The sequence below is a fragment of the Methylobacterium sp. Leaf94 genome, assembly GCF_001426045.1.
Lineage (GTDB): Bacteria > Pseudomonadota > Alphaproteobacteria > Rhizobiales > Beijerinckiaceae > Methylobacterium.
The window spans coordinates 175,947-197,612 of the sequence record NZ_LMRM01000064.1; the positions used below are offsets into that span (position 1 = coordinate 175,947).

Genomic DNA, 21,666 nt, shown 5'->3' on the forward strand with positions numbered 1-21,666 from the left:
GTGCGGAGCCGATCGCGGGCTGGCGCGTTAAGGCTTGACTAACGCCTCTCGCCGCATCATTTCGGCGTCGTTCGCACGTGCAGCAGATCCGCTCGCCCGCGCAACTCCACAGGAACTCCCGACCCCAATGCCCAGCGACAGTAGTCGATGGACCGCGCCGCCGATGGCCCTCCGCGAGACCCGCGCCTGATCGCTTGATCCGGCTCGCCCGCGACCGGCCCCGATGGCCCGGTCGAACGAGGTGAGCTCATGACCTTCTCGAATGCCTTTCCACGCCTGCGCGTCGCCGTGGCGCCCGTGCGGACCCTCAGCTTCCGCCGCGCGGATGGCTCCAAGCTCGTGCGCGTCAAGGCGCGCCGGCCCAGGACACGGCGTTCCACGCCGGGCGACGCCAGCGTCGCGCTGATCATGGCCGTGATGATGACACTGGTGTTCGGCCCTGTGATCGGCGTTCACCTGATCGCCGCCTTCGCGGCGGACGTTCCCCCGCAGGAGATGGTGGCCCGGGGCAGCGGAGCGGCACTGCCGCCGGGCTGAGCGTCCGGCCGTATCCCTTCTCCTGCACGGGGGCGGCCCCTCGCTCAGGCCCGCGCCGCCTCCAGCTCCGCCGAGAGAGCGGCCTCGGCCGCCATGATCTTGCGGACCGCCGGACGGGCGTTGATGCGGGCGAGGTAGGCCATGATCGCGGGCTCTTCCGGCACCAGCTTGAAGCTCGTGGTTCAGCTGAGCGCGGCGCCCCAGAGCACATCGGCGGCGGAGTGCCGGTCGCCGAGGAGGTAGGGGCCCGGCGTCAGCGCCTCCACCACCGTCCCCAGCACCGCGTCGAAGTCGCCGTAGGGCGACATCGCCCTCGGACCGGGCTCGCGCTGAAGTGCCCGGTCGACCACCGCCGGCTCGAAGGTCGAGCCATAGAAGACCATCCAGCGCAGGTACGGCCCGCGCAGCGGGTCGCCGATGGGCGGAGCGAGGCCCCGCTCGGGAAACAGGTCGGCCAGGTAGAGGTAGATCGCCGCCTGCTCGGTGATCAGCGCCTCGCCGTGGCGCAGGGCCGGCACCTTCCCCAGGGGATTGATCCGCAGGTACTCGGGTTCCCGCCCCCGTCCCGACGGCAGGTCCAGAACGTCCAGGGTGTGCGGCGCGGCGAGTTCCTCGAGCAGGATGCGCACGCCGGAGGATCGCGTCTGGGGGGCGTGGTAGAGCGTGAGATCGGGTTCCAAGCGGCAGACCTTCCGGGTGAATCGGTCGGCGCAGGCTCTGCGCCGGGACCGCTTAGGTCAACCGTTCGAACCAGTGCCCGATGCGGCGCCGGGCCCGGGAGGGTGCGGGTCTGCGCTCGCCTGAGGTCGCGCACGCCCGCTATCAGACTAATATCCAGGCTTGCCCGCGTCCCATTCTCGTCGGTGAGCACCGATTCGGTTCGTTCCCGGCGATTCAGCGCGAGAGGGTTCTCAACCGGTCCGCCGGACATCCGTGTGTCGGCCGCTCGCTCAACCCGATCTGTGTGCCTCGACCGCCTCGGCGAGGAGACAGAGGATCTCGAAGGCAAGAGTCGCCCCCGCGAGCGCCGTCACACCGGAGGGATCAAGGGGCGGTGCGACCTCGACCACATCGGCACCCACGAGATCCAGGCCGCGCAGGGACCGCACGATCTGCAGCGCCTCGCGCGCCGTGAAGCCCCCCATCTCCGGCGTGCCGGTGCCGGGCGCATAGGCGGGATCTAGGGCGTCGATGTCGAAGCTCAGGTAGGCCGGCAAGGGGCCGATCACGGCGCGGGCCTCGGCCAGGACCGCTGGCAGGCCGCGATCGATCACCGCCTCCATCGGCAGGATGCGTACGCCCTGGGCCAGGGCCCAGTCGAGCTCGTCCGCCGAATCGGTACTGCCGCGCAGGCCGATCTGCACCATCCGGCGGGGATCGAGGACGCCGTCCTCGATGGCGCGGCGGAACGGCGTGCCGTGGGTCAGGCGCGTGCCGTCGTACTGCGCGTCATCGGTGTCGCCGTGGGCATCGATGTGGATCAGGCCGACGGGACGCGCTCCTCCGAGGGCCCGGAGCACCGGGTAGGTGACGAAGTGGTCGCCCCCGACCGAGAGCGGAACGATCCGGGCATCCGCCAGGGGCCGGTAGAAGGCCTCGATGGCCCGGGCCGTGGCGGCCACGTCGACGGGATTGACGGGAACGTCGCCGAGATCGGCGCAGGCCGCGAGGTCGTAGGGTGCCACGCCGGTGGCGGCGTTCCGGGCGCGGGTGCCGGTGGAGGCCTCGCGCACGCCGCGCGGACCGAGCCGCGTGCCGGGCCGGTTGGTGGTCGCGCCGTCGAAGGGAATGCCGATGAGGCCGATATCGATTCGCCCCGGAGCTTCGGACGGGTCGATCACTGGCAGGCGCATGAAACTGGCGAGCCCCGAGAATCGCGGGGTCGCCATGCCCGATTGGGGTCGATGCCGCGCGATCCGCGCCCGATCCGCCTCGCTCCGCATCCGCTCTCCTCTCGCGCTCGGGTGGCGCGTCGACAGCCCCCCTGGGCGCCGAACCGACGACGGCACGATGACGTTCCGTTGACGGATCGGCAACGCGTGGCTATAGAGCCCACATCGCCGACGGACGCGCACTCCGCGATCGTCGGCTTCGCCATTGCCCGAACAACCTGCACGCGATCCACCGACACTCAAGCCCGCGGGCCCGTCGCGATCGCCTCAAACGTGACGAGGATGCCCCATGGCCAACACCGTGTCGGCCAAGAAAATGACCCGCAAGATTGCGAAGCGCACCGCGGTCAACCGCTCGCGTCGCAGCCGTATGCGCACCTTCGTCCGCAAGGTCGAGGAGGCCATCGCCGCCGGTGATCAGTCCAACGCGCTGACCGCCCTCCGCGCCGCCGAGCCCGAGATCATGCGGGCCGCCCAGCACGGCATCGTGCACAAGAACAACGCCTCCCGGAAGGTCTCGCGCCTCGCCGCGCGGGTGAAGGCGCTCGCCGCCTAAGCCATCCTTCCAGCAGAGATGCGAAAAAGCCCGGCAGCGATGCCGGGCTTTTTTCGTTTCGGCTTCTGCGGCCCTTGCGCGGAACACGCGCCCGCCGCGACCGAGACCATGCGAGACGACGCCCCTTACACGCCCGAATCGGGACAGATCCGGTGACACGGCGTTAACGCTAACTGGAATCTGTCTTGTTGCGACCTGTCGAGGGCGAGTGTAGCTTAACGATGTGTCACGATGAACCAACAAATACCCGGTCACGGCGAGTCCAGGGCGAATCGTACACAAGTTGGGAGCGTCGCCTGGACTCGGCACCGGAACCCCGCGTCGGAATTGCTGCAATTTTAGCTATCCCCGTAAGTCCCGTTGTTAGGAGAACCGTAGCTTATTGTTGATAGGCTTGCTTCATCGACAAAAGCCTTCCCGGAGGCAGTTGACTCTGGTCCGGCAATATGGGTCTCGCGAATGCCTCGCGGGGCGCAACGTCAGTCAAGTGTGCGTACGTACCGGTGGCGGCCCTCCGCTCTCGGGACGAGGAGAGCGATGATGCATGTCGACGGTAGCGTGTCCGGCAATGCCGAGATGGGCATGAGCGGCGTGAGCGGTCCCGATACGGTGGCTGCCTGGGCCCGGGTGAAGCGGCGCCTGCGGGCGGAATTGGGCGAGGATGTGTTCGCGAGCTGGTTCGCCCGCCTCGAACTGGTGGAAGTCCTGGACGGAACCGCCCGCCTCACGGTGCCCACCCGATTCCTCAAGAGCTGGATCGAATCCCACTACCTCGACCGGGTGCTGAACACCTTCCGCAGCGAGGTCGAGACCGTGTCGCGCCTCGACGTCTCGGTACGGGGTCCCTCCGCCGCGGCCCGCCCCGTTCCCAGCGTCCCGAAGACGGCGAGCAGCGCCGCGAGCCCCCTCGCCCGCCTCCAGGCCGCCGGCTCGGCGATGCCGTCGCACGGGGACGGCCTGAACGTCTCCGAGGGCGAGTCGGCCCAGGCCCCGCGCGGCGAGGCCGGCGGCGACCTCAACGGCGCCCCCCTCGACAACCGCCTGACCTTCGCGAGCTTCGTCGTCGGCCGTTCGAACGCCCTGGCCCACGCCGCCGCCGAGCGCGTCGCCCGCCACGACGGCCAGGGTGCCCTCTACAACCCGCTCTACTTCCATGCCGGCGTCGGCCTGGGCAAGACCCACCTCCTCCACGGCATCGGCCATGCCGCCCGGGAATCCGGCCGCCGGGTGATCTACCTCACCGCCGACCGCTTCATGTACGGCTTCGTCAACGCGCTGAAGACCCAGAACGCGCTGGCCTTCAAGGAGCGCCTGCGCGCCATCGACCTCCTCATCCTCGACGACGTCCAGTTCATCCAGGGCAAGTCAATCCAGGCCGAGTTCGGCCACACCATCAACGCGTTGATCGATGCCGGCCGCCAAGTGGTCGTCGCCTCGGACCGTCCGCCTACCGAGCTCGAAGCCCTGGAGGAGCGCGTGCGCTCGCGCCTGGCCGGTGGCCTCGTGGTGGAGATCGGCAGCCTCGACGAGCAGCTGCGCGCCTCGATCCTCTCGGCGCGCCTGGCCGCGGTGCAGGTCTCGCATCCGAACTTCGAGGTGTCCCCGACGGTGGCCACCTACGTCGCCCGGGCGATCACGGCCAATGGTCGCGATCTCGAAGGCGCCGTGAACCGTCTCCTGGCCCACGCCACCCTCACGGGCACGGCCGTGACCATGGAGACCGCCGAGACGGCGATCCGCGATCTCGTGAAGAACCGCGAGCCCAAGCGCATCAAGATCGAGGACATCCAGAAGCTGGTGGCCTCGCGCTACAACGTCTCGCGCTCCGACATCCTGTCCGAGCGGCGCACCGCCGCCGTGGTCAAGCCGCGCCAGATCGCGATGTACCTGTCGAAGGTGCTCACCCTGCGCTCGCTGCCCGAGATCGGCCGCCGCTTCGGCGGGCGCGACCATACCACCGTGCTGCACGCCGTGCGCAAGATCGACAAGCTGATCGGCGAGGACAACGTCCTGAACGACGAGGTCGAGCTTCTGAAGCGCATGCTGCAGGATTGAGCGCGCCGGGGTGTCGCGCCGTCGTGCGACGCCCCGAAACATCCGCGGATAGCCGGCCTCTCGCACTTGCGTTCGCCCGGAGGCTTCGCCAAGTTCGACGGCCACGGTGCCAGGGCGCACGTGGAACCGGAGCGCTTCGATCGCGCCCGTTCCGGCGACGTCCGACTAGAGACCACGAGTTCAGACCATGAGAGTCACTGTCGAGCGTGCGGCCCTTCTTCGGTCGCTCGGCCACGTGCACCGCGTGGTGGAGCGCCGCAATACCATCCCGATCCTGTCCAACGTCCTCCTCCGCTGCGACGCAGGCAGCCTGGAGTTGCGGGCGACCGACCTCGACATCGAGGTGACGGAGACCATTCCGGCCGACGTGGTGGATGCCGGCGCCACCACGGTGCCCGCCCACGTCATCTACGACATCGTGCGCAAGCTGCCGGACGGCGCCCAGGTCTCGCTCGAGACCAGCGGCGAGACCGGGCAGATGACCATCCGTTCGGGGCGTTCGCGCTTCTCGCTCGGCGCCCTGCCCGAGGGTGATTTCCCCGATCTCGCGGCCGGCGAGCTGCCGACCCGCTTCGTGATCGCGGCCTCCGACCTGAAGCGCCTGATCGAGAAGACGCAGTTCGCGATCTCGACGGAAGAGACGCGCTACTATCTCAACGGCATCTATCTCCACACCATCGAGGTCGATGGGACCCTGCGCATGCGCGGCGTCGCCACCGACGGGCACCGCCTCGCCCGCGTCGAGATCGAGGCGCCCGAGGGCAGCCGCGACATGCCGGGGATCATCGTGCCCCGCAAGGCGGTGGCCGAGATCATCAAGCTGGTGGAGGATGGCGGCGAGAGCGTCGAGATCGACCTGTCGCCGGCCAAGATCCGCTTCAAGTTCGCCAGCGGCGTGGTGCTGATCTCGAAGCTGATCGACGGGACCTTCCCGGATTACCAGCGCGTGATCCCGTCGGGCAACGACAAGTTCCTCACTGTCGAGCGCGACGTCTTCGCCAAGGCCGTCGATCGCGTCTCGACGATCTCGTCGGAGCGCGGCCGGGCGGTGAAGCTCGCCGTGCAGGAGGGCCGCCTCGCCCTCTCGGTGAACAACCCCGATTCCGGCAGCGCCACCGAGGAACTCGACGTCGATTACGACGCCCCCGCCCTCGATATCGGCTTCAACGCCCGCTACCTCCTCGACATCACGAGTCAGCTCGAGGGCGACACCGCCCTCTTCAAGCTGGCCGATCCGGGCTCCCCGACCCTGATCCAGGACCGCGAGGGCGCCGCCGCCCTCTACGTGCTGATGCCGATGCGGGTGTGATCGCCGCTCGTGGCGTCGCGGTGCGAGACAGGCCGCGGGTGATCGGCTAAGGGCAGGCGGGTGCGTCTCACCCGTCTGATCTGCCGCGACTTCCGGAACCACGCCGACCTCGACCTCGCGGTCGACCGTCGCTTCGTCGCCCTGGTGGGCGAGAACGGGGCCGGCAAGACCAACCTTTTGGAAGCGATCTCGCTGTTCTCGCCGGGACGCGGCCTGCGCCGCGCCGACCTCTCGGCGATGCCGCGGACCGGCGGGCCGGGCGGCTTCGCCGTGTCCATGACCCTGGCGGGGGATGAGACCGAGCATCGGATCGGCACCGGCTACGAACCGCCCGGCCTCGACGGCCGCGCCGCCCGCCTGTGCCGGATCGACGGGGCCACCGCGCCCTCGCCCGTGGCCTTCTCGGAGTTCCTCCGGGTGGTCTGGCTGACCCCGGATCTCGACGGTCTGTTTCGCGGCCCGGCCGGTGACCGGCGCCGCTTTCTCGACCGCCTCGTCCTCGCGGTGGACGCGAGCCACGGCGCCCGCGTCAACGCGATGGAGCGCGCCCTGCGCTCGCGCAACCGCCTGCTCGACGAGCGGCCCAACGATGGCCAATGGCTCGACGCGATCGAGCGGGAGGTGGCCGAGCTCGGCGTCGCCGTGGCGCTGGCTCGGCGCGAGACTGCCGAGCGCCTGGATCGGCTCATCGCCGAGACCCGTGACGATGCCCAGCCCTTTCCCTGGGCCGGCCTGCGCCTGGAAGGCGACCTCGACGACCTCGTGGCGGTCTGGCCCGCGATCGAGGCCGAGGACCGCTTCCGCATGGCCCTGCGCCAGGGCCGCAGCCGCGACCGCGCCGCCGGCCGAACCCTGAGCGGACCGCAGACCAGCGACCTCGTGGTCCGCCACGGCCCGAAGGACGTGCCCGCCGCCACCGCCTCCACCGGCGAGCAGAAGGCACTCCTCATCGGCCTCGTCCTCGCCCATGCCCGCCTTGTCCAGGCCATGAGCGGCCTGTCGCCCGTGATCCTGCTCGACGAGGTCGCGGCCCATCTCGATCCGCGCCGGCGCGCCGGGCTCTTCGATGCCCTCGAAGCCCTGCAGGGGCAGGTCTGGATGACGGGGGCCGACCCGGCCCTGTTCGGCGAGCTGGACGGGCGGGCCGATATGGTCAAGGTCGCGGACGGGCGGATCGCCCGGGATTGATTCGTGGCGGGACCATGCCCCTTTCCAGCCTTCTCCTCTTCGCGCTGATCTACGCCGGCGCCGTAGCCTCGCCGGGGCCTGGAATCGCCGCACTCGTTGCTCGCGTGATGACCTCGGGCACCCGCGGCATTCTGGGATTCATCCTCGGGATGATCGTCGGCGACCTCACGTGGTTCACCATCGCCGCCTGCGGTTTCGCGCTCCTGGCCCAGGCTTTCGCACCCGCCTTCGTGGCCCTGAAGGCAGGCGGCGTCCTCTACCTCGTCTACTTGGCCTGGAAGACCTGGAACGCTCCGGTGGGCACAACCGCTCCGGCTGCTTCGCCGCGCCAGGACGCCGTGCGCGCTTTCCTGGGCGGCCTCACGATGACCCTCGGCAATCCGAAGGTGATCCTATTCTTCCTCGCCCTCCTCCCCAGCGTCGTCGACCTTCCGCACCTTTCGACGCTTGGCCTCTTGACGATGGCAGCGACCCTGGTTTCGGTGCTCGGGACGGTGCTCGGACTCTACGTTCTCGCGGCCGACCGCGCCCGCCGGGCCTTCACCTCACGGCGCGCCCGCCGCCGGATCAACCAGGGCTCCGCGACCGTCATGGCCGGCGCGGCGGCCGCCATCGCCCTGCGCTGACATCCGGCGAGGGCCGATGCGATGTCGGTCTGCGAAAAGTCGTGGCCGATGAACTCCTGTGCGAGGGCCCGGCGCACCGCTTCGGTCTGGCTCGTCTTGGCCAGGTCGTCACCTTCTCGGCGAGGCGATTGACCTCCTCGCTTCGGATGGTCAGAGGCATTATGCCGATCCCCGGATCGACGCGTCACCCGTGTAGACGCGTCGAGCGTCTTGCCGACACATCGGCGCCGCAAGCGGCCCGCCCGCTCACCATCAGGCCAGGATGCCCATGACAAGCCGCCTCGACGAGGCTCGCGCCGCGTTGAAGACCACCTTCGGCTACGACGATTTCCGGCCGGGCCAGGACGAGGTGATCGGCGCCGTCCTCGACGGGACCGACGTGTTCGCCGTGATGCCCACGGGCTCCGGCAAGTCGATGACCTACCAGTTGCCGGCGCTCGTCGAATCGTCGCTGACCGTCGTGGTCTCGCCGCTGATCGCCCTGATGCACGACCAGGTGCAGCAGATGCTCGGCTTCGGTGTGGCCGCCGCGACGCTGAACTCGTCCGTCGCCGAGGCGACCTCCCGTGAGACCTGGCGGCAGATCCGCTCCGGCGACCTGCGCCTGCTCTTCGTCTCGCCCGAGCGGCTGATGATGGAGGGGCTCATGGATGCCCTGCGGGGCGCCGGCGTGCGCCGGCTCGCCGTGGACGAGGCGCACTGCGTCTCGCAATGGGGTCACGACTTCCGTCCGGAATACCGGGACCTCGCCCGGGCCCGCGAGGCCCTGGGCAACGTCCAGACCGTGGCGCTCACCGCCACTGCCGACAAGGCGACCCGGGCCGACATCACCGAGCGGCTGTTCCCGGCGGGTCGCGAACTCAAGGCCTTCGTCCATTCCTTCGACCGGCCGAACATCCGCTTGACCTTCACGCCGAAGGACAACCCCACCCGCCAGATCGAGCGCTTCCTGCGCCACCGGCGCGCCGAGAGCGGAATCATCTACTGCTCGTCCCGCAAGCGCACCGAGCAACTGGCCGAGACCCTGGCCAAGGACGGCTTCAACGCCCTGCCCTACCATGCCGGCCTCGACCAGGGCACGCGCATGCGGAACCAGGACACCTTCCTGCAGGAGGACGGCGTAGTGATGACCGCCACGGTGGCCTTCGGCATGGGCATCAACAAGCCCGACGTGCGCTTCGTCTGCCATGCCGACATGCCCTCCAACGTCGAGGGCTACTACCAGGAGATCGGCCGCGCCGGCCGCGACGGCCTGCCCGCCGACACCCTGACCATCTACGGCCTGGACGACATGGCCCTGCGCCGCCGCCAGATCGACGAGAAGGACGTGCCGGACGAGCGCCGGCGCGTGGAGCGGCGCAAGCTGGAAGCCATGATCGCGCTCTGCGAAGGGGCCACCTGCAGGCGCCAGTCGCTGCTCGGCTATTTCGGCGAGGCGAGCGAACCCTGCGGGCGCTGCGACCTCTGCCGCAGCGGCGTCTCGCTCATCGACGCGACGGTGCCGGCCCAGAAGCTGCTCTCGGCCATCGTGCGCACCGGCCAGCGCTTCGGCGCCGCCTATGTCTGCGACGTGGTGCACGGGAAGGAATCCGACACGATCCGGCGTAACGGCCACGCGGCGTTGAAGACCTTCGGGGTCGGTGCCGACAAGCCCATCGCCGCTTGGCGCGCGATGCTGCGCCAGCTCTTCGCCGCCGGGGCCGTGACCGAGAACGGCGACGGGTTCGGCGGGCTCTCGCTCACCGACAAGGGCGAGGCGATCCTGTTCGGCCGCGAGGCCATCCAGATGCGGCCCGACCCTGAGCCGAAGGTGGCCGAGCCGCGCGACCGCAAGCGCGGGGCGGCCCGCGAGGACGCGAGCCTGGATCTCGATCCCGCCACCGAGGCCCTGTTCCAGCACCTGCGCGGCCTGCGCGCCACCATCGCCCGGGCCGAGGGCATCGCCGCCTTCATGGTCTTCCCCGACCGGACCCTGATCGAGATGGCGCGCACCAAGCCCGTCGACCTCTACGCCCTGCGCACGGTCCACGGCGTCGGCGAGCGCAAGCGCGAGGCCTACGGCGAGCGCTTCGTCGCGGCGGTGGCGGATTTCCTGTCCCACGCGCCGGCCACCCGGTAGGACGTGCGGCCGGGGCGCCCCGACGGCGCCCGGATGCGCTTTCGCACTCGTCTATCCGGATCGCCATCGTGTAGGGACGGGCGCGGCCAGCGACCGCCAGCTTCGAATCGGACGGGTCCCCATCATCACGCCTTCAGAACCGCCCGCACCGGCTGCCCGTCAGGTCTTCTACATGCCGGGCTTCGATCCCCGCGAACCCGAGACCTATTGGGGTCTGTTCCGGCGGGAAGCCCGGCTCACGGCCGTCCGGCGCGGACTGGCGATCACGGTGGGCGATCCGGAGCGGAGCGCGGACGGGCTGGCCGTCGACTGGCGCGTGGATCTCGACGGACACACGACGCACTACACTCTCCTGCGTTGGGACGACATCGTCGCGGCCCGGTTCCCCCGCACCAACGGACGCCGCCTGCTCGAGGTGCCGGCCCTGTGGTGGCGCCTGATCCGGTCGGGCTACGTCGCTCCCTTCCGGCGTGAGGCCCGGCGCTTCGCCCGGGTCATCGTCGGCGTCCACCTGATCTACCTGTTCCTCGTCGTCCTGAGCCTCGGCCTCGCGTCGGCTGCCGTCGCCCTGGTGCCTGGCCTGTCCGGGATCTGGGGGCTCCTGGCGGTGCCCGTGCTGGCCTACGGGCTCCTCGCGCTGCTCATGCGGGCGACCCGCGGCAAGCCATTCTACGTGGCGCATCTCGTCGACGACACCGCCTTCACCCACGATCACGCCAGCGGCGCCGACACCCGGATGCGCGCCCGGCTCGACGCCTTCGCGTCGATCATCCGGGGCGCGGAGGGCCAGGCCTCCGAGATCGTGGTCATCGGCCATTCCTCGTCGAGCTTCCTCGGACTCGAGGCGCTCGACCGGGTGCTCGTCGCCGATCCCGAATTCGGCCGGCGCGGCACGCCGGTCTCCTTCGTGAGCATCGGCAGCGTCATCCCGTGGATCACCCTCGATCCCCGCGCCACCGAGACCCGCGGCGCCCTCGCCCGGGTGGCGGCGAGCGATGCGATCCGCTGGCTCGACGTCCGGGCCAAGTGGGACTGGCTCTCGGTCCACCAGCGCAATCCGCTCAGCGCCTCGAAGCTTCCGGCGCCCCTGGCCCATCGCCCCGTCGAGATTCACGTCCGGATCGAGGATCTGATCGAGACGCGCATCATCGCCCGGCGCAAGTGGAACCTGTTCCGGATGCACTTCCAGCTGCTCATGTCGAGCCGCGACCCGGAGGCCTTCGACTACGTCGCCTTCGTGGCCGGCCCCGAACCCGTCCATGCGCTGATCCGGCGCTGGCGCGACGTGAAGGAGCAGCCTAAGGGGCGATTCATCGCCGAAAGCCCGGAGGATTAGGGCCGCGGATCGCGCTCGCGCCACGATCGCGTGTTGCCACGGCGCGGCGTTCCGCTTTAGAGCCGTCACGCACGGCCGGACCCGGACGGGGGCGGTGCCGAGAGGGTCGCATGTTCCGCAACGATGTTCCGATCACCCCCGAACTGGTCCGCCAGCACGGCCTGACGCCGGACGAGTACGCGCGCTTCCGTGGCCTGATCGGGCGCGACCCGACCCTGACCGAGCTCGGCATCGTCTCGGCGATGTGGAACGAGCATTGCTCCTACAAGTCGTCCCGCAAGCACCTGCGCGGCCTGCCGACCTCGGCGCCCTGGGTGATCCAGGGCCCGGGTGAGAACGCCGGCGTGATCGACATCGGCGATGGGCTCGCCTGCGTCTTCAAGATGGAGAGCCACAACCACCCGAGCTTCATCGAGCCCTACCAGGGCGCGACGACCGGCGTCGGCGGCATCCTGCGCGACGTGTTCACCATGGGCGCGCGCCCGATCGCCGCCCTGAACGCCCTCCGCTTCGGCTCGCCGGACCACCCGCGCACCCGCCACCTCGTCTCCGGCGTCGTCGCGGGCATCGGCGGCTACGGCAATTCCTTCGGCGTGCCGACGGTGGGCGGCGCCATGGGCTTCCACCCGCGCTACGACGGCAACATCCTCGTCAACGCCATGGCGGTGGGCCTCGCCCGCACCGACGGCATCTTCTACGCGGCCGCCACCGGCGTGGGCAATCCGATCGTCTATCTCGGCTCGAAGACCGGTCGCGACGGCATTCACGGCGCCACCATGGCGTCTGCCGAGTTCGACGACGCCTCCGAGTCGAAGCGCCCCACCGTGCAGGTCGGCGACCCCTTCGCCGAGAAGCTGCTGCTGGAGGCCTGCCTCGAGCTGATGGCCTCGGGCGCCGTGATCGCGATCCAGGACATGGGGGCCGCCGGCCTTACCTGCTCGGCCGTCGAGATGGGCGCCAAGGGCGACCTCGGCGTCGAGCTCCACATCGAGAAGGTGCCGGCCCGCGAGGCCGGCATGACCGCCTACGAGATGATGCTCTCCGAGAGCCAGGAGCGGATGCTCATGGTGCTCAAGCCCGGCATGGAGGCCGAGGCCGAGGCGATCTTCGTGAAGTGGGGCCTCGACTTCGCGATCATCGGGCACACCACCGACACGCTGCGCTTCGTCGTGAAGCATGACGGCGTCGTCATGGCCGACCTGCCGATCAAGGAGCTCGGCGACGAGGCGCCCCTCTACGACCGGCCCCACATCGCCAACACGCACCAGCCGGTGCTCGCCGCCGCCGACGTGCCCGAGACCGTGGGCAGCGCCGAGGCTCTGAAGCGCCTGGTGGGCTCGCCCGACCTCTCGTCGAAGCGCTGGGTCTACGAGCAGTACGACCATTTCATCGGCGGCAACACCGTGCAGAAGCCGGGCGGCGACGCGGCCATCGTGCGGGTCGAGGACGGTCCGCGCGGTCTCGCCATGACCGCCGACGTCACCCCGCGCTACTGCGAGGCCGATCCCGTGGAGGGCGGCAAGCAGGCCGTGGCCGAGGCCTGGCGCAACATCACGGCGGTTGGCGGACGGCCGCTGGCCATCACCGACAACCTGAACTTCGGCAACCCGGAGAAGCCCGAGGTGATGGGCCAGCTCGTCGGCTGCCTGAAGGGCATCGGCGAGGCCTGCAGGGCCCTCGACTTCCCCGTCGTCTCCGGCAACGTCTCGCTCTACAACGAGACCAACGGCGTCGGCATCCTGCCGACCCCCACCATCGGCGGCGTCGGCGTCCTCGACGACGTCACGCGCCACGCCACCCTCGACCTCAAGCGCGCCGGCGACGTCCTGGTGCTGATCGGCGAGACCGCCGGCTGGCTCGGCCAGTCGGTCTACCTCTCGGTGATCGCCGGGCGCGAGGAAGGGGCTCCGCCCCCGGTCGACCTCGCCATCGAGAGGCGCAACGGCGACTTCGTGCGCGGGCTGATCACGTCGGGTCTCGTCGACACCGTCCACGACCTGTCCGACGGCGGCCTCGCCGTGGCGCTGGCCGAGATGGCGATGGCGGGCGGCATCGGCGCCGCCCTCCCCGAGGTGCCCCAGGGCCTGGCGACCCATGCCTACCTGTTCGGCGAGGACCAGGCCCGATACCTCCTGGCCGTCGACCCCGAGACCGCACCGGACCTGCTCTACAGCGCCTCGGCCCAGGGCATCCCGGCGGCCGTGATCGGCGTGACGGGCAACGACCATTTGACCCTGCCGCACGGCGAGACCATATCGGTGGCCACCTTGCGCGAGACCCACGAGGGCTGGCTGCCGGCCTACATGGCGAGCCAACCGGCGGGCGTCCCGGCCTGAAGCCCCCCCTTTCCGACCGTCAGGAGCCAACCCGATGCCGATGGATGCGCGCGAGATCGAGGCGATGATCCGTGAGGCGCTGCCCGACGCCCGGATCGAGATCAAGGATCTGGCCGGCGACGGAGACCACTACGCCGCCACGGTCCTGTCCACGGCCTTCAAGGGCAAGACCCGCGTCGCGCAGCACCAGATGGTCTACGGCGCGCTGCAGGGCCGGATGGGGGGCGTGCTGCACGCCCTTGCGCTCACCACGGGCGTCCCGCAGGATTGAGGTCTCCCCGGAGGCGGACCGTATGGACCAGCCGAGCCTCTACGACGACGACATCGTGACCTGGGCCGAGCAGCAGGCCTCGACCCTGCGCGCTCTCGCGCGTCGGCCGGACCTGTTGAACATCCTGGATTGGGAGAACGTCGCCGAGGAGATCGAGAGCGTGGGTCGATCCCAGGTCCAGGCCGTGGAGAGCCTGCTGGTACAGACTTTGGCGCATCTGCTGAAGCGGTTGTCCGCGCCGGACGCAGCAGCCCTCGACCACTGGTACCAGGAAGCCGGGACGCTCCAGATCACGGCGATGAATCGATACGAGCGCTCCATCCGTCAACGCCTGGACTGGGATAAGATCTGGTCGTCTGCGCAGTTCCTGGCGAAGTTGAGCCTGAGGCGCTACGGCGATACCTTGATTCCGAACCTACCGGCGCAATGCCCTCTCGGTTCGGACGAACTTCTCGTGCTTCCGTGTGATTGGGATGCGGCACTGCGTCGGATCGCAGGATCGACGGCCTTGAAATCCGCGCCGGAATCCTGAACTCAAGCGCGAGCTTCCACGACCCGAGACGAACGAGGACTCCCATGAGCGACGTCAACACCGCGATCGAGAACGAGATCAAGTCCCAGGACGTGGTCGTCTTCATGAAGGGCACGCCACAGTTTCCGATGTGCGGTTTCTCGGGCCAGGTCGTCCAGATCCTCAATTACCTGGAAGTGCCGTTCAAGGGCGTCAACGTCCTCGACGATGCGGCGGTCCGGGACGGGATCAAGGCCTTCTCCAACTGGCCGACCATTCCGCAGATCTACGTGAAGGGCGAGTTCGTCGGCGGCTGCGACATCACCCGCGAGATGTTCCAATCGGGCGAGCTGCAGCAATTCCTTTCCGAAAAGGGCATCCCCGTGAAGGCTCCGACCGCCGCCTGAGGCGCGCCGCCCCTGGGGAACGGAACGAGGGCGCGCGAGCGCCCTTTTTCCTGTTCCGGGGGGCCTTCACCGAACCTCCCCCCGTGTCCGACCGTTGATCCTCGGACAGGTCAGGCCGGGGAGCGGGCGATATGCGCGACGTCATCATCGTCGGCGGCGGCCCGGCGGGCCTCAACGCTGCGCTCATCCTCGGGCGCTGCCGCCGCGACGTGCTCCTCTGCGATTCCGGCCAGCCCCGCAACGCGGTCACGCCGCGGAGCTGGGGGGTCTTCACCCGAGACGGCACGCCGCCCTTGGAGCTAAGGGCCCGGGCCGAGGCCGATCTGGACCGCTATCCCACGGTGGAGCGCCGCGCGGTCGAGGTCACCCAGGCCCGGGGCTGCGACGAAGGCTTCTGCGTCACCCTGGCCGACGGCAGCCACGAGACGACGCGCAAGCTGGTGTTAGCGACGGGCCTGCATCAGGCCCTGCCCTCGGTGGAGGGCTTCGACCTCTACTGGGGCCACGGGGTCCATTCCTGCCCCTATTGCGACGGATACGAGAATCGAGACCGGCCCCTCGTCGTCTATGCCCATGGCGAAGCGGCCAAGGGCATGGCCCTCGAGTTGACCGTCTGGAGCGACGACGTCACCCTCTGCACCGATGCGCAGCCGACCGTTCTCTCCGACCACGATCGCGCGCGTCTCGCCCGCCACGGCGTCCGCATCGTCGAGACGCCGATCCGGCGCCTCGACGGCGACGGCCGCCAACCGCAGCGCCTCACCTTCGCGGACGGCACCAGCCTGCCCTGCCACGCGGTGTTCCTGATGACGATGCCGTGCGAGCCGTCCGACCTCATCACGCAGCTCGGCTGCGACCTGACCCGAAAGGGCGTGGTGCCGACGGGCGAGTACGAGACCACCAACGTGCCCGGCCTGTTCGTCGCCGGGGACGCCTCCCGCCGGGTGCAATTCGCCGTGGTCGCCGCCGCCGAGGGGGCCATGGCGGCCTTCGCGGTCAACACCGAGCTCCTGCGCGAAGACGTCGCCTGACCGACGTCTCCGGAGCGGAGTGCCGCTCCCCCGTTCAAGCCCCTGCCGAGCCCGGAGCCCGACCCGATGACCCTGCGCGTCCATCCGCACACGCCCCGCGTCGCCGTTCCCTGCCGCTGCGCACTCGGCGAGGAACCGACCTGGGACGCCCGCTCTGGCACGCTCAGCTGGGTCGACGTCGAGACGCCGACGATCTGGCGCTACGACCCCGCGAGCGGGGCGACCCAGCGCTATCCGCAGGACGAGAAGCTCGGATTCGCGCTTCTCACGGAAGATCCCGGCACGGTGCTCGCCGGCTTCGAATCCGGTGTCGTGCGGCTTCACTTGGAGAGCGGCCGTCGGGATCCGCTGGTGGCGCCCGACGATCATCGCTCGGGCAACCGGCTCAACAGCGGCCATGTCGGACCGGACGGCGCCCTCTACTTCAGCACCATGGACGACGCCGAGGCGGAGCCCACCGGCACCTTCCACCGCTGGCACGGTGGGCGCCTCGATGCCTTCGGAGGGCGGGTCGCCGTGTCGAACGGACCGGTGATGACGGCCGACGGCAGCCGGATCTACACCGCGGATACCGCCGAAGGGGTGATCCGGGTCCATCCCATCGCGGAGGACCGCATCGGACCGCCCCAGCCCTTCGCGGCCTTCGAAGCCGATTGGGGCAAGCCGGACGGCCTGACGGTCGATGCCGCCGGGTATCTCTGGGTCTGCCATTACGGCGGATCGCGCATCACCCGCTTCGATCCGGAGGGGCAGATCGAGCGCGTGCTGCCGGTGCCCACCGCGCTCGTCACCAAATGCGCCTTCGGCGGCCCGGATCTGACGACCCTGTTCATCACCACCGCCCTGCGCGGGCGCGACCCGGCCGACGACCCGCTGGCCGGCCACCTCCTCACCGTCGAGACCGACATCCGGGGCCTTCCCGCGGCGATCTACCGGGATGCGCAAACACTGTAATCAGGTGCGCTGCCGCACCGGGTTAACCTTCGGTCCGGCGCAGAGGTGAATTAACGGTAAATAATCGTGGGCTTTCGGAACTTATTGCCGCTGTCCCCATTATCTGCCAATGACGGGTCCTGAGGCTCCCTCCGGGGGCCCTTCAGGACCTCGGGTCCGGTGACCGCCATGCCAGTGTTCGAAGCCAAGAACCTCGATTCCGACTTCGAAGGCTTTGCCTTCTTGACCGCCATCCTGCATCCGTCGGCGGAAGCGCAGACGCGGGCACTGACCCATGGGCGCAACCGCGCCGCGCGGGGGTCGATGATCGCGGATCGCCTGACGATCGAGCCCCGCTTTCCCGTGCGGAACGCCGAGACCGAGATCGAGGCCCAGGCGTCCTGACCGCGGTTCGTCAGGTCGGCCGAACTCGGCCCGGCATCACCACGCTTGCGGGGTGATGATGCCCTGCTTGGTGACGACGACCCAGCTCTTGCCCCGCCGTTCGATGCCCTCGATGCGTCCGACACCCGGAACGGTGTCGCCCGGGCCGACCTCCACGAGGCGGCGTTTGCGATCCTCCAGGACCGCCACCCCATCGTAGACCTCCCGCACCGCCCAGCCCTCGGCGGGCGACGGTTTCGGCTTGTCCGGAAGCGCGCCCGTTTCGGTGGGCTCGGGGGCGGCAGATTTGGCGGCCTGGGGCGCGACGACGGGCGGCGGAGCCGGGGCCGCCGTGCGCTTCTCGATCTGCAGGGTGAGGGCGGCGAGGCGGGCGCTCTGGTCCTTCTCCGCCTGCTCGAGGCGGTCACCGGTGGCGGCGAGCTTCGTGGCGAGGCCCTGCTCCGCGCGGCCGAGGCGCTCGGCGAGATTCGTGTGGCGCGCCTTGGCCTCCTGGCGGCCGGCTTCCGCAATGTCTTGAAGTTGTGCGAGGCCCTTGGCCAGGCGCTCGACCTGCCGCTCGGATTCGGTGCGGCCGATCTCCATCTGGTGGCGGATCTGCGCCAGGGTCTCGCTGCCGTCCGCCCCGCGCGGGGCTGCGAGGCTCATCGCGCCGGCCCCCATGAGGGCACCGAGCCCGAGGCTTGCCGCGGCGATGGCGAGGAGACGCGGCTCGGGGCGGAGCTTCGCGGTCCAGGGGGCGCCGCCGGCGACGGGCGGCGCAGCGGCCTTCTCGGCCGACGCGCGGGCGCCGAGGATCGCTTGCTTGAGCAGGGTGTCGGGCGAGGGGTCGGCCGATGCCGCGAGGGCCTTATCCGTCATGACCAATGCTTCCTGATGGGGCAGGAAGCATTGGTTAAGGCTGTTTCTTTACGAAACCGTTACCCTGTCTCCCGCGTGGCGGGTCGTCAGGCCGCCAGCCCCCGCTGGCGCAGGAGCGGGTCGATGCTCGGCAACCGCCCCCGGAAGGCGGTATAGGCCTCGCTCGGATCACGCAGGTTGCCGGACCCGTACACGTACTTGCGCAGCCGCGCCGCGGTCTCCGGATGGAAGATGTCCCCGGCCTCGCGGAAGGCGTCGAAGGCGTCGGCATCAAGCACCTCGGACCAGAGGTAGCTGTAGTAGCCGGCCGCATAGCCGTCGCCCGAGAAGATATGCGCGAAATGCGGCGTCCGGTGCCGCATCGCGATCTCGGCCGGCATGGCGATGCGCTTGAGGGCGTCCGCCTCGAAGGCCGCGACGTCGAGCCCATCCTCGCCGGCGCTCGACAGGTGCAGCGTCATGTCGACGATCGCCGAGGCGGTGTACTCGATGGTGGCGAAGCCCTGGTTGAAGGTCCGGGCCGCGAGCAGGCGCTTCAGCAGGTCCTCGGGCATCGGCTCACCGGTGCGGTAGTGCCGGGCGTGCTTGCGCAGCACCTCCGGCTGTTCGAGCCAATGCTCGTAGAGCTGCGACGGCAACTCGACGAAGTCGCCCGCCACCGCGGTTCCGGCGAGCAGCGGGTAGGTCACGTCGGAGAGGAGGCCGTGCAGGGCATGGCCGAACTCGTGGAACAGCGTCCGGGCATCGTCGAAGGAGAGCAGCGTGGCCTCGCCGTCCGGCGCCTTGGCGAAGTTCATCACATTGACGATGATCGGTTTGATGTCGCCGTTGAGCCGCTCCTGCGACCGGAAGGCGCTCATCCAGGCGCCGCTGCGCTTCGTGGCGCGGGCGAAGTAGTCGCCGAGGAACAGGCCGACCTCGGATCCGTCCGCGTTGCGCACGGCCCAGGCGCGCACGTCCGGGTGATAGCGCGGCACGTCGGGCAGTTCTTCGAAGCGCAGGCCGAAGAGCCGCTCGGCCGTGTCGAAGGCCGCCGCGATGACGCCGTCGAGGGGCAGGTACGGCTTGATCTCGCTCTCGTCGAGGTCGTGCTCGGCCCGGCGCAGCTTCTCGGCGTAGTGACGCCAGTCGTGCTTGGCGAGATCGAAGTTGTGGCCTTCCGCCTGGACCAGCGCCTGCAGCCGGTCCCGCTCGGTGGCGGCCTGGTGGTGCGCCGGCGTCCAGACGTTGCGCAGGAGGTCCATCGCCCGGTCGGGCGAGCCCGCCATCGTGTCCGAGAGCTTGAAATGGGCGAAGCTGTCGTAGCCGAGCAGTCGGGCCCGCTCGGCTCGCAGCGCGACGATCTCGGCGATGAGGCCGCGGTTGTCGGTGGCGCCGCCGCTCTCACCGCGGCGGGTCCAGGCGTCGTAGGCCTTCTCACGCAGGTCCCGGCGCGTGGAGAAGACGAGGAACGGCTCGATCAGCGAGCGCGACAGGGTGATGACGTGGCCGTGCGCGCTGGCCCGCTCCCGGGCCGCCGCCGCCGCTGCCGCGCGCAGAAAGGGCGGCAGCCCGGCAAGATCGTCCTCGGTCTCCAGGGGCAGGGCGAAACTGCTCTCGTCGGCGAGCAGGTTCTGGCTGAAGCTGGTGCCGAGCTCGGCCATGCGGGCGGCGATCTCAGCCATCCGATCCTTGGCCTCGGGCGCCAGATCGGCACCCGAGCGGCGGAAGCGGGTCCGGTAGCGGTCGAGCACCCGACGCTCCTCCGGTCCGAGCTGCTCGGCCCCGGGATCCACCGCGGAGATGCGGGCCCAGAGGGCGGCATCGAGGTAGATCGCACTGCCGTGGCGGGCCAGGCGCGGGGTGATGGCCCGCTCGACCGCCTGCAGCTCGGGGTTGGTGTGGCTTCCACTCAGGTTGAAGAACACCGAGGCGACGCGGTCGAGGTCGTGCCCCGCTCGCTCCAGAGCCGCGACCGTGTTGGCGAAGGTCGCCGGGGCGGTGTCGGCCGCGATGGCGTCGATCTCGGCCCGGTGGCTGGCCAGCGCCGCCTCGAAGGCCGGGAGATAATGGGCGGGCACGATGTCCTCGAACGGCGGCAGGCCGTGGGGCGTCGACCAGGCCGGGTCGGCGAAGGGGCCGATCCGCGCCGCGGCGGCGGTCGTCTCGTGAGCCATCTCCTGGGAAGCGTCTGGCGTGCCAGTGGTCATTCGCAGTCCTTCGTCCGGTTCATCGCGCGTCGCGCCGCAAGGTAAGCACCCAGGCGCGAAGCGCAAATGCGGGCCTACGCCCGCAAGCGACACGGCGTCGGTTTCGTCTCTGGGTTGACGCGGTAAAGGCCCCGCTCGAACCCGCAGCGCCTCCCGACCGTTACCGGCGGTCCGGGGCCCCGGACCAGATGGAAAACGAGATGCGTCACCGACCCGCCCGTCGCCTTGCCGGAGCCGCGATCCTCGTCCTCGCCGGCCAACTCGGCCTCACGCGCGACGGTTCGGCGCAGGAGAAAGGCGTGCCGTCGGATGCGACGGCGATCCCGATGCTACCGCCGGCGCCCCCGCCGCGCCCAACCGAGCTCGCCCCGCCGGCCCAGGTCGAAGCGCCGCGCCCACCCGAACGACCGGCGGAGCTGTCGCCGCCGGCGGGGGTGGCAAAGGCGCGCGAGGCCGAACCGGTGAAGCCCACGGACGGCGGGGAAGTGCCGGCACCGCCCCCGCGACCCGCCGAACTCTCGGCCCCCGCCCTGGCCATCACCGTGGCGCCCGTCGACGACGGCGCCTGCCGGCGTCGCCTGGAGCGCCTCGGCGCACGCTTCGAGCCTCTGCCGGCCATCACGAACGGTCAGTGCGGGGCAGCCAGGCCCCTGAAGGTCACGGCGCTGGCCGACGACCTCACCCTGGCGCCGCCGGTGACCCTGGTCTGCGAAGCCGCCGAATCCCTCGCCCGCTGGGCGACGGAGGCGCAGGCGGCCGCCGAGCGCGACCTCGGCCAGCCGCTGAAGGGGCTGACGATCGGCACCTCCTACGAATGCCGGGGCCAGAACCACGATCCCGATGCCAAGCTCAGCGAACACAGCTTCGCCAACGGCGTCGACGTGATGGGCTTCACCTTCGCCAACCGCCCGGCCCTCTCGGTGCTGGCCGCGCCGGAGGGAACGCCGGAGGCGAACTTCCTGGCCGCCGTACGCGGCCGGGCCTGCACGTTCTTCCGCACGGTCCTCGGCCCGGGCTCGGATGCGGCCCACGCCAACCACCTCCATCTCGACGAGCGGCAGCGGAATGCCGGCCACCGCCTCTGTCAGTGAAGGGCGGAACGCCGGA

19 protein-coding genes and 1 pseudogene are annotated in these 21,666 nt (G+C 70.0%); 16 read left to right on the forward strand and 4 right to left on the reverse strand.

All coding sequences use genetic code 11. From position 1 onward, the window contains the following. Positions 1-249 precede the first annotated feature (249 nt). Positions 250-537 (forward strand): hypothetical protein, encoded by a 288-nt coding sequence (locus tag ASG63_RS23430; RefSeq protein WP_244480013.1) that lies wholly within the window; start codon positions 250-252, stop codon positions 535-537. A gap of 44 nt (positions 538-581) precedes the next feature. On the opposite strand, the pseudogene ASG63_RS23435 reads toward ASG63_RS23430, so the two are convergent. Beyond that, positions 582-1,217 (reverse strand): annotated as a pseudogene (locus ASG63_RS23435) (glutathione S-transferase family protein). Between the two features lie 270 nt (positions 1,218-1,487). Beyond that, positions 1,488-2,480 (reverse strand): agmatinase, encoded by a 993-nt coding sequence (gene speB / locus ASG63_RS23440; RefSeq protein ID WP_056222701.1) that lies wholly within the window; start codon positions 2,478-2,480, stop codon positions 1,488-1,490. Positions 2,481-2,718: 238 nt separating this feature from the next. Here speB and rpsT point away from each other — a divergent pair, with 238 nt between their 5' ends. From rpsT to ASG63_RS23510, 14 genes are all read left to right on the forward strand, one after another. Then, a complete protein-coding gene (gene rpsT / locus ASG63_RS23445; protein ID WP_055951936.1) occupies positions 2,719-2,985 on the forward strand; it encodes a 30S ribosomal protein S20 in 267 nt (88 codons plus the stop codon). A 540-nt stretch (positions 2,986-3,525) separates the two neighbouring features. Beyond that, on the forward strand, positions 3,526-5,040 hold the full coding sequence (gene dnaA, locus ASG63_RS23450; RefSeq protein WP_056223003.1) for a chromosomal replication initiator protein DnaA: 1,515 nt from the start codon (positions 3,526-3,528) through the stop codon (positions 5,038-5,040). 187 nt (positions 5,041-5,227) lie between these two features. After that, entirely contained in the window at positions 5,228-6,349 is a 1,122-nt protein-coding gene (gene dnaN / locus ASG63_RS23455; RefSeq protein ID WP_056222704.1) for a DNA polymerase III subunit beta, read from the forward strand. Between the two features lie 60 nt (positions 6,350-6,409). Beyond that, positions 6,410-7,537: a DNA replication/repair protein RecF gene (recF, locus tag ASG63_RS23460; protein WP_056222707.1), complete on the forward strand. Its 1,128-nt coding sequence runs from the start codon at positions 6,410-6,412 to the stop codon at positions 7,535-7,537. Between the two features lie 14 nt (positions 7,538-7,551). Then, positions 7,552-8,163, forward strand: a complete 612-nt coding sequence (locus tag ASG63_RS23465; protein ID WP_056222710.1) for a LysE family translocator — start codon at positions 7,552-7,554, stop codon at positions 8,161-8,163. Between the two features lie 268 nt (positions 8,164-8,431). Then, a complete protein-coding gene (recQ, locus tag ASG63_RS23470) occupies positions 8,432-10,282 on the forward strand; it encodes a DNA helicase RecQ (protein WP_056222713.1) in 1,851 nt (616 codons plus the stop codon). 172 nt (positions 10,283-10,454) lie between these two features. After that, a complete protein-coding gene (locus tag ASG63_RS23475; RefSeq protein WP_056222716.1) occupies positions 10,455-11,618 on the forward strand; it encodes a hypothetical protein in 1,164 nt (387 codons plus the stop codon). A gap of 110 nt (positions 11,619-11,728) precedes the next feature. Continuing rightward, positions 11,729-13,954: a phosphoribosylformylglycinamidine synthase subunit PurL gene (purL, locus tag ASG63_RS23480; RefSeq protein WP_056222719.1), complete on the forward strand. Its 2,226-nt coding sequence runs from the start codon at positions 11,729-11,731 to the stop codon at positions 13,952-13,954. Positions 13,955-13,988: 34 nt separating this feature from the next. Continuing rightward, positions 13,989-14,225 (forward strand): BolA/IbaG family iron-sulfur metabolism protein, encoded by a 237-nt coding sequence (locus ASG63_RS23485; protein ID WP_056222722.1) that lies wholly within the window; start codon positions 13,989-13,991, stop codon positions 14,223-14,225. 22 nt (positions 14,226-14,247) lie between these two features. Further along, positions 14,248-14,757 (forward strand): DUF29 domain-containing protein, encoded by a 510-nt coding sequence (locus tag ASG63_RS23490; protein WP_056222723.1) that lies wholly within the window; start codon positions 14,248-14,250, stop codon positions 14,755-14,757. A gap of 44 nt (positions 14,758-14,801) precedes the next feature. Further along, the gene (gene grxD, locus ASG63_RS23495) at positions 14,802-15,143 is read left to right on the forward strand and encodes a Grx4 family monothiol glutaredoxin (protein WP_056222726.1); all 342 of its coding nucleotides are present in this window, start codon (positions 14,802-14,804) and stop codon (positions 15,141-15,143) included. A 131-nt stretch (positions 15,144-15,274) separates the two neighbouring features. Further along, positions 15,275-16,174, forward strand: a complete 900-nt coding sequence (locus tag ASG63_RS23500) for an NAD(P)/FAD-dependent oxidoreductase (RefSeq protein ID WP_056222729.1) — start codon at positions 15,275-15,277, stop codon at positions 16,172-16,174. Positions 16,175-16,240: 66 nt separating this feature from the next. Next, positions 16,241-17,128, forward strand: coding sequence for an SMP-30/gluconolactonase/LRE family protein (locus ASG63_RS23505; protein ID WP_056222732.1), 888 nt, complete (start codon positions 16,241-16,243; stop codon positions 17,126-17,128). A 168-nt stretch (positions 17,129-17,296) separates the two neighbouring features. After that, positions 17,297-17,512, forward strand: a complete 216-nt coding sequence (locus ASG63_RS23510) for a hypothetical protein (RefSeq protein WP_056223005.1) — start codon at positions 17,297-17,299, stop codon at positions 17,510-17,512. Between the two features lie 36 nt (positions 17,513-17,548). Here the strand turns inward: ASG63_RS23510 and ASG63_RS23515 are convergent, their stop codons facing one another. Both ASG63_RS23515 and ASG63_RS23520 read right to left on the reverse strand, forming a co-directional pair. Continuing rightward, positions 17,549-18,370: a hypothetical protein gene (locus ASG63_RS23515; protein WP_056222735.1), complete on the reverse strand. Its 822-nt coding sequence runs from the start codon at positions 18,368-18,370 to the stop codon at positions 17,549-17,551. An 86-nt stretch (positions 18,371-18,456) separates the two neighbouring features. Further along, complete coding sequence (locus tag ASG63_RS23520; RefSeq protein ID WP_056222737.1) at positions 18,457-20,526, reverse strand: M3 family metallopeptidase; 2,070 nt, start codon at positions 20,524-20,526, stop codon at positions 18,457-18,459. A gap of 233 nt (positions 20,527-20,759) precedes the next feature. Between ASG63_RS23520 and ASG63_RS23525 the strand changes: the two genes are divergently transcribed. Next, positions 20,760-21,650 (forward strand): extensin-like domain-containing protein, encoded by an 891-nt coding sequence (locus ASG63_RS23525; RefSeq protein WP_056223009.1) that lies wholly within the window; start codon positions 20,760-20,762, stop codon positions 21,648-21,650. Positions 21,651-21,666: the final 16 nt, after the last annotated feature.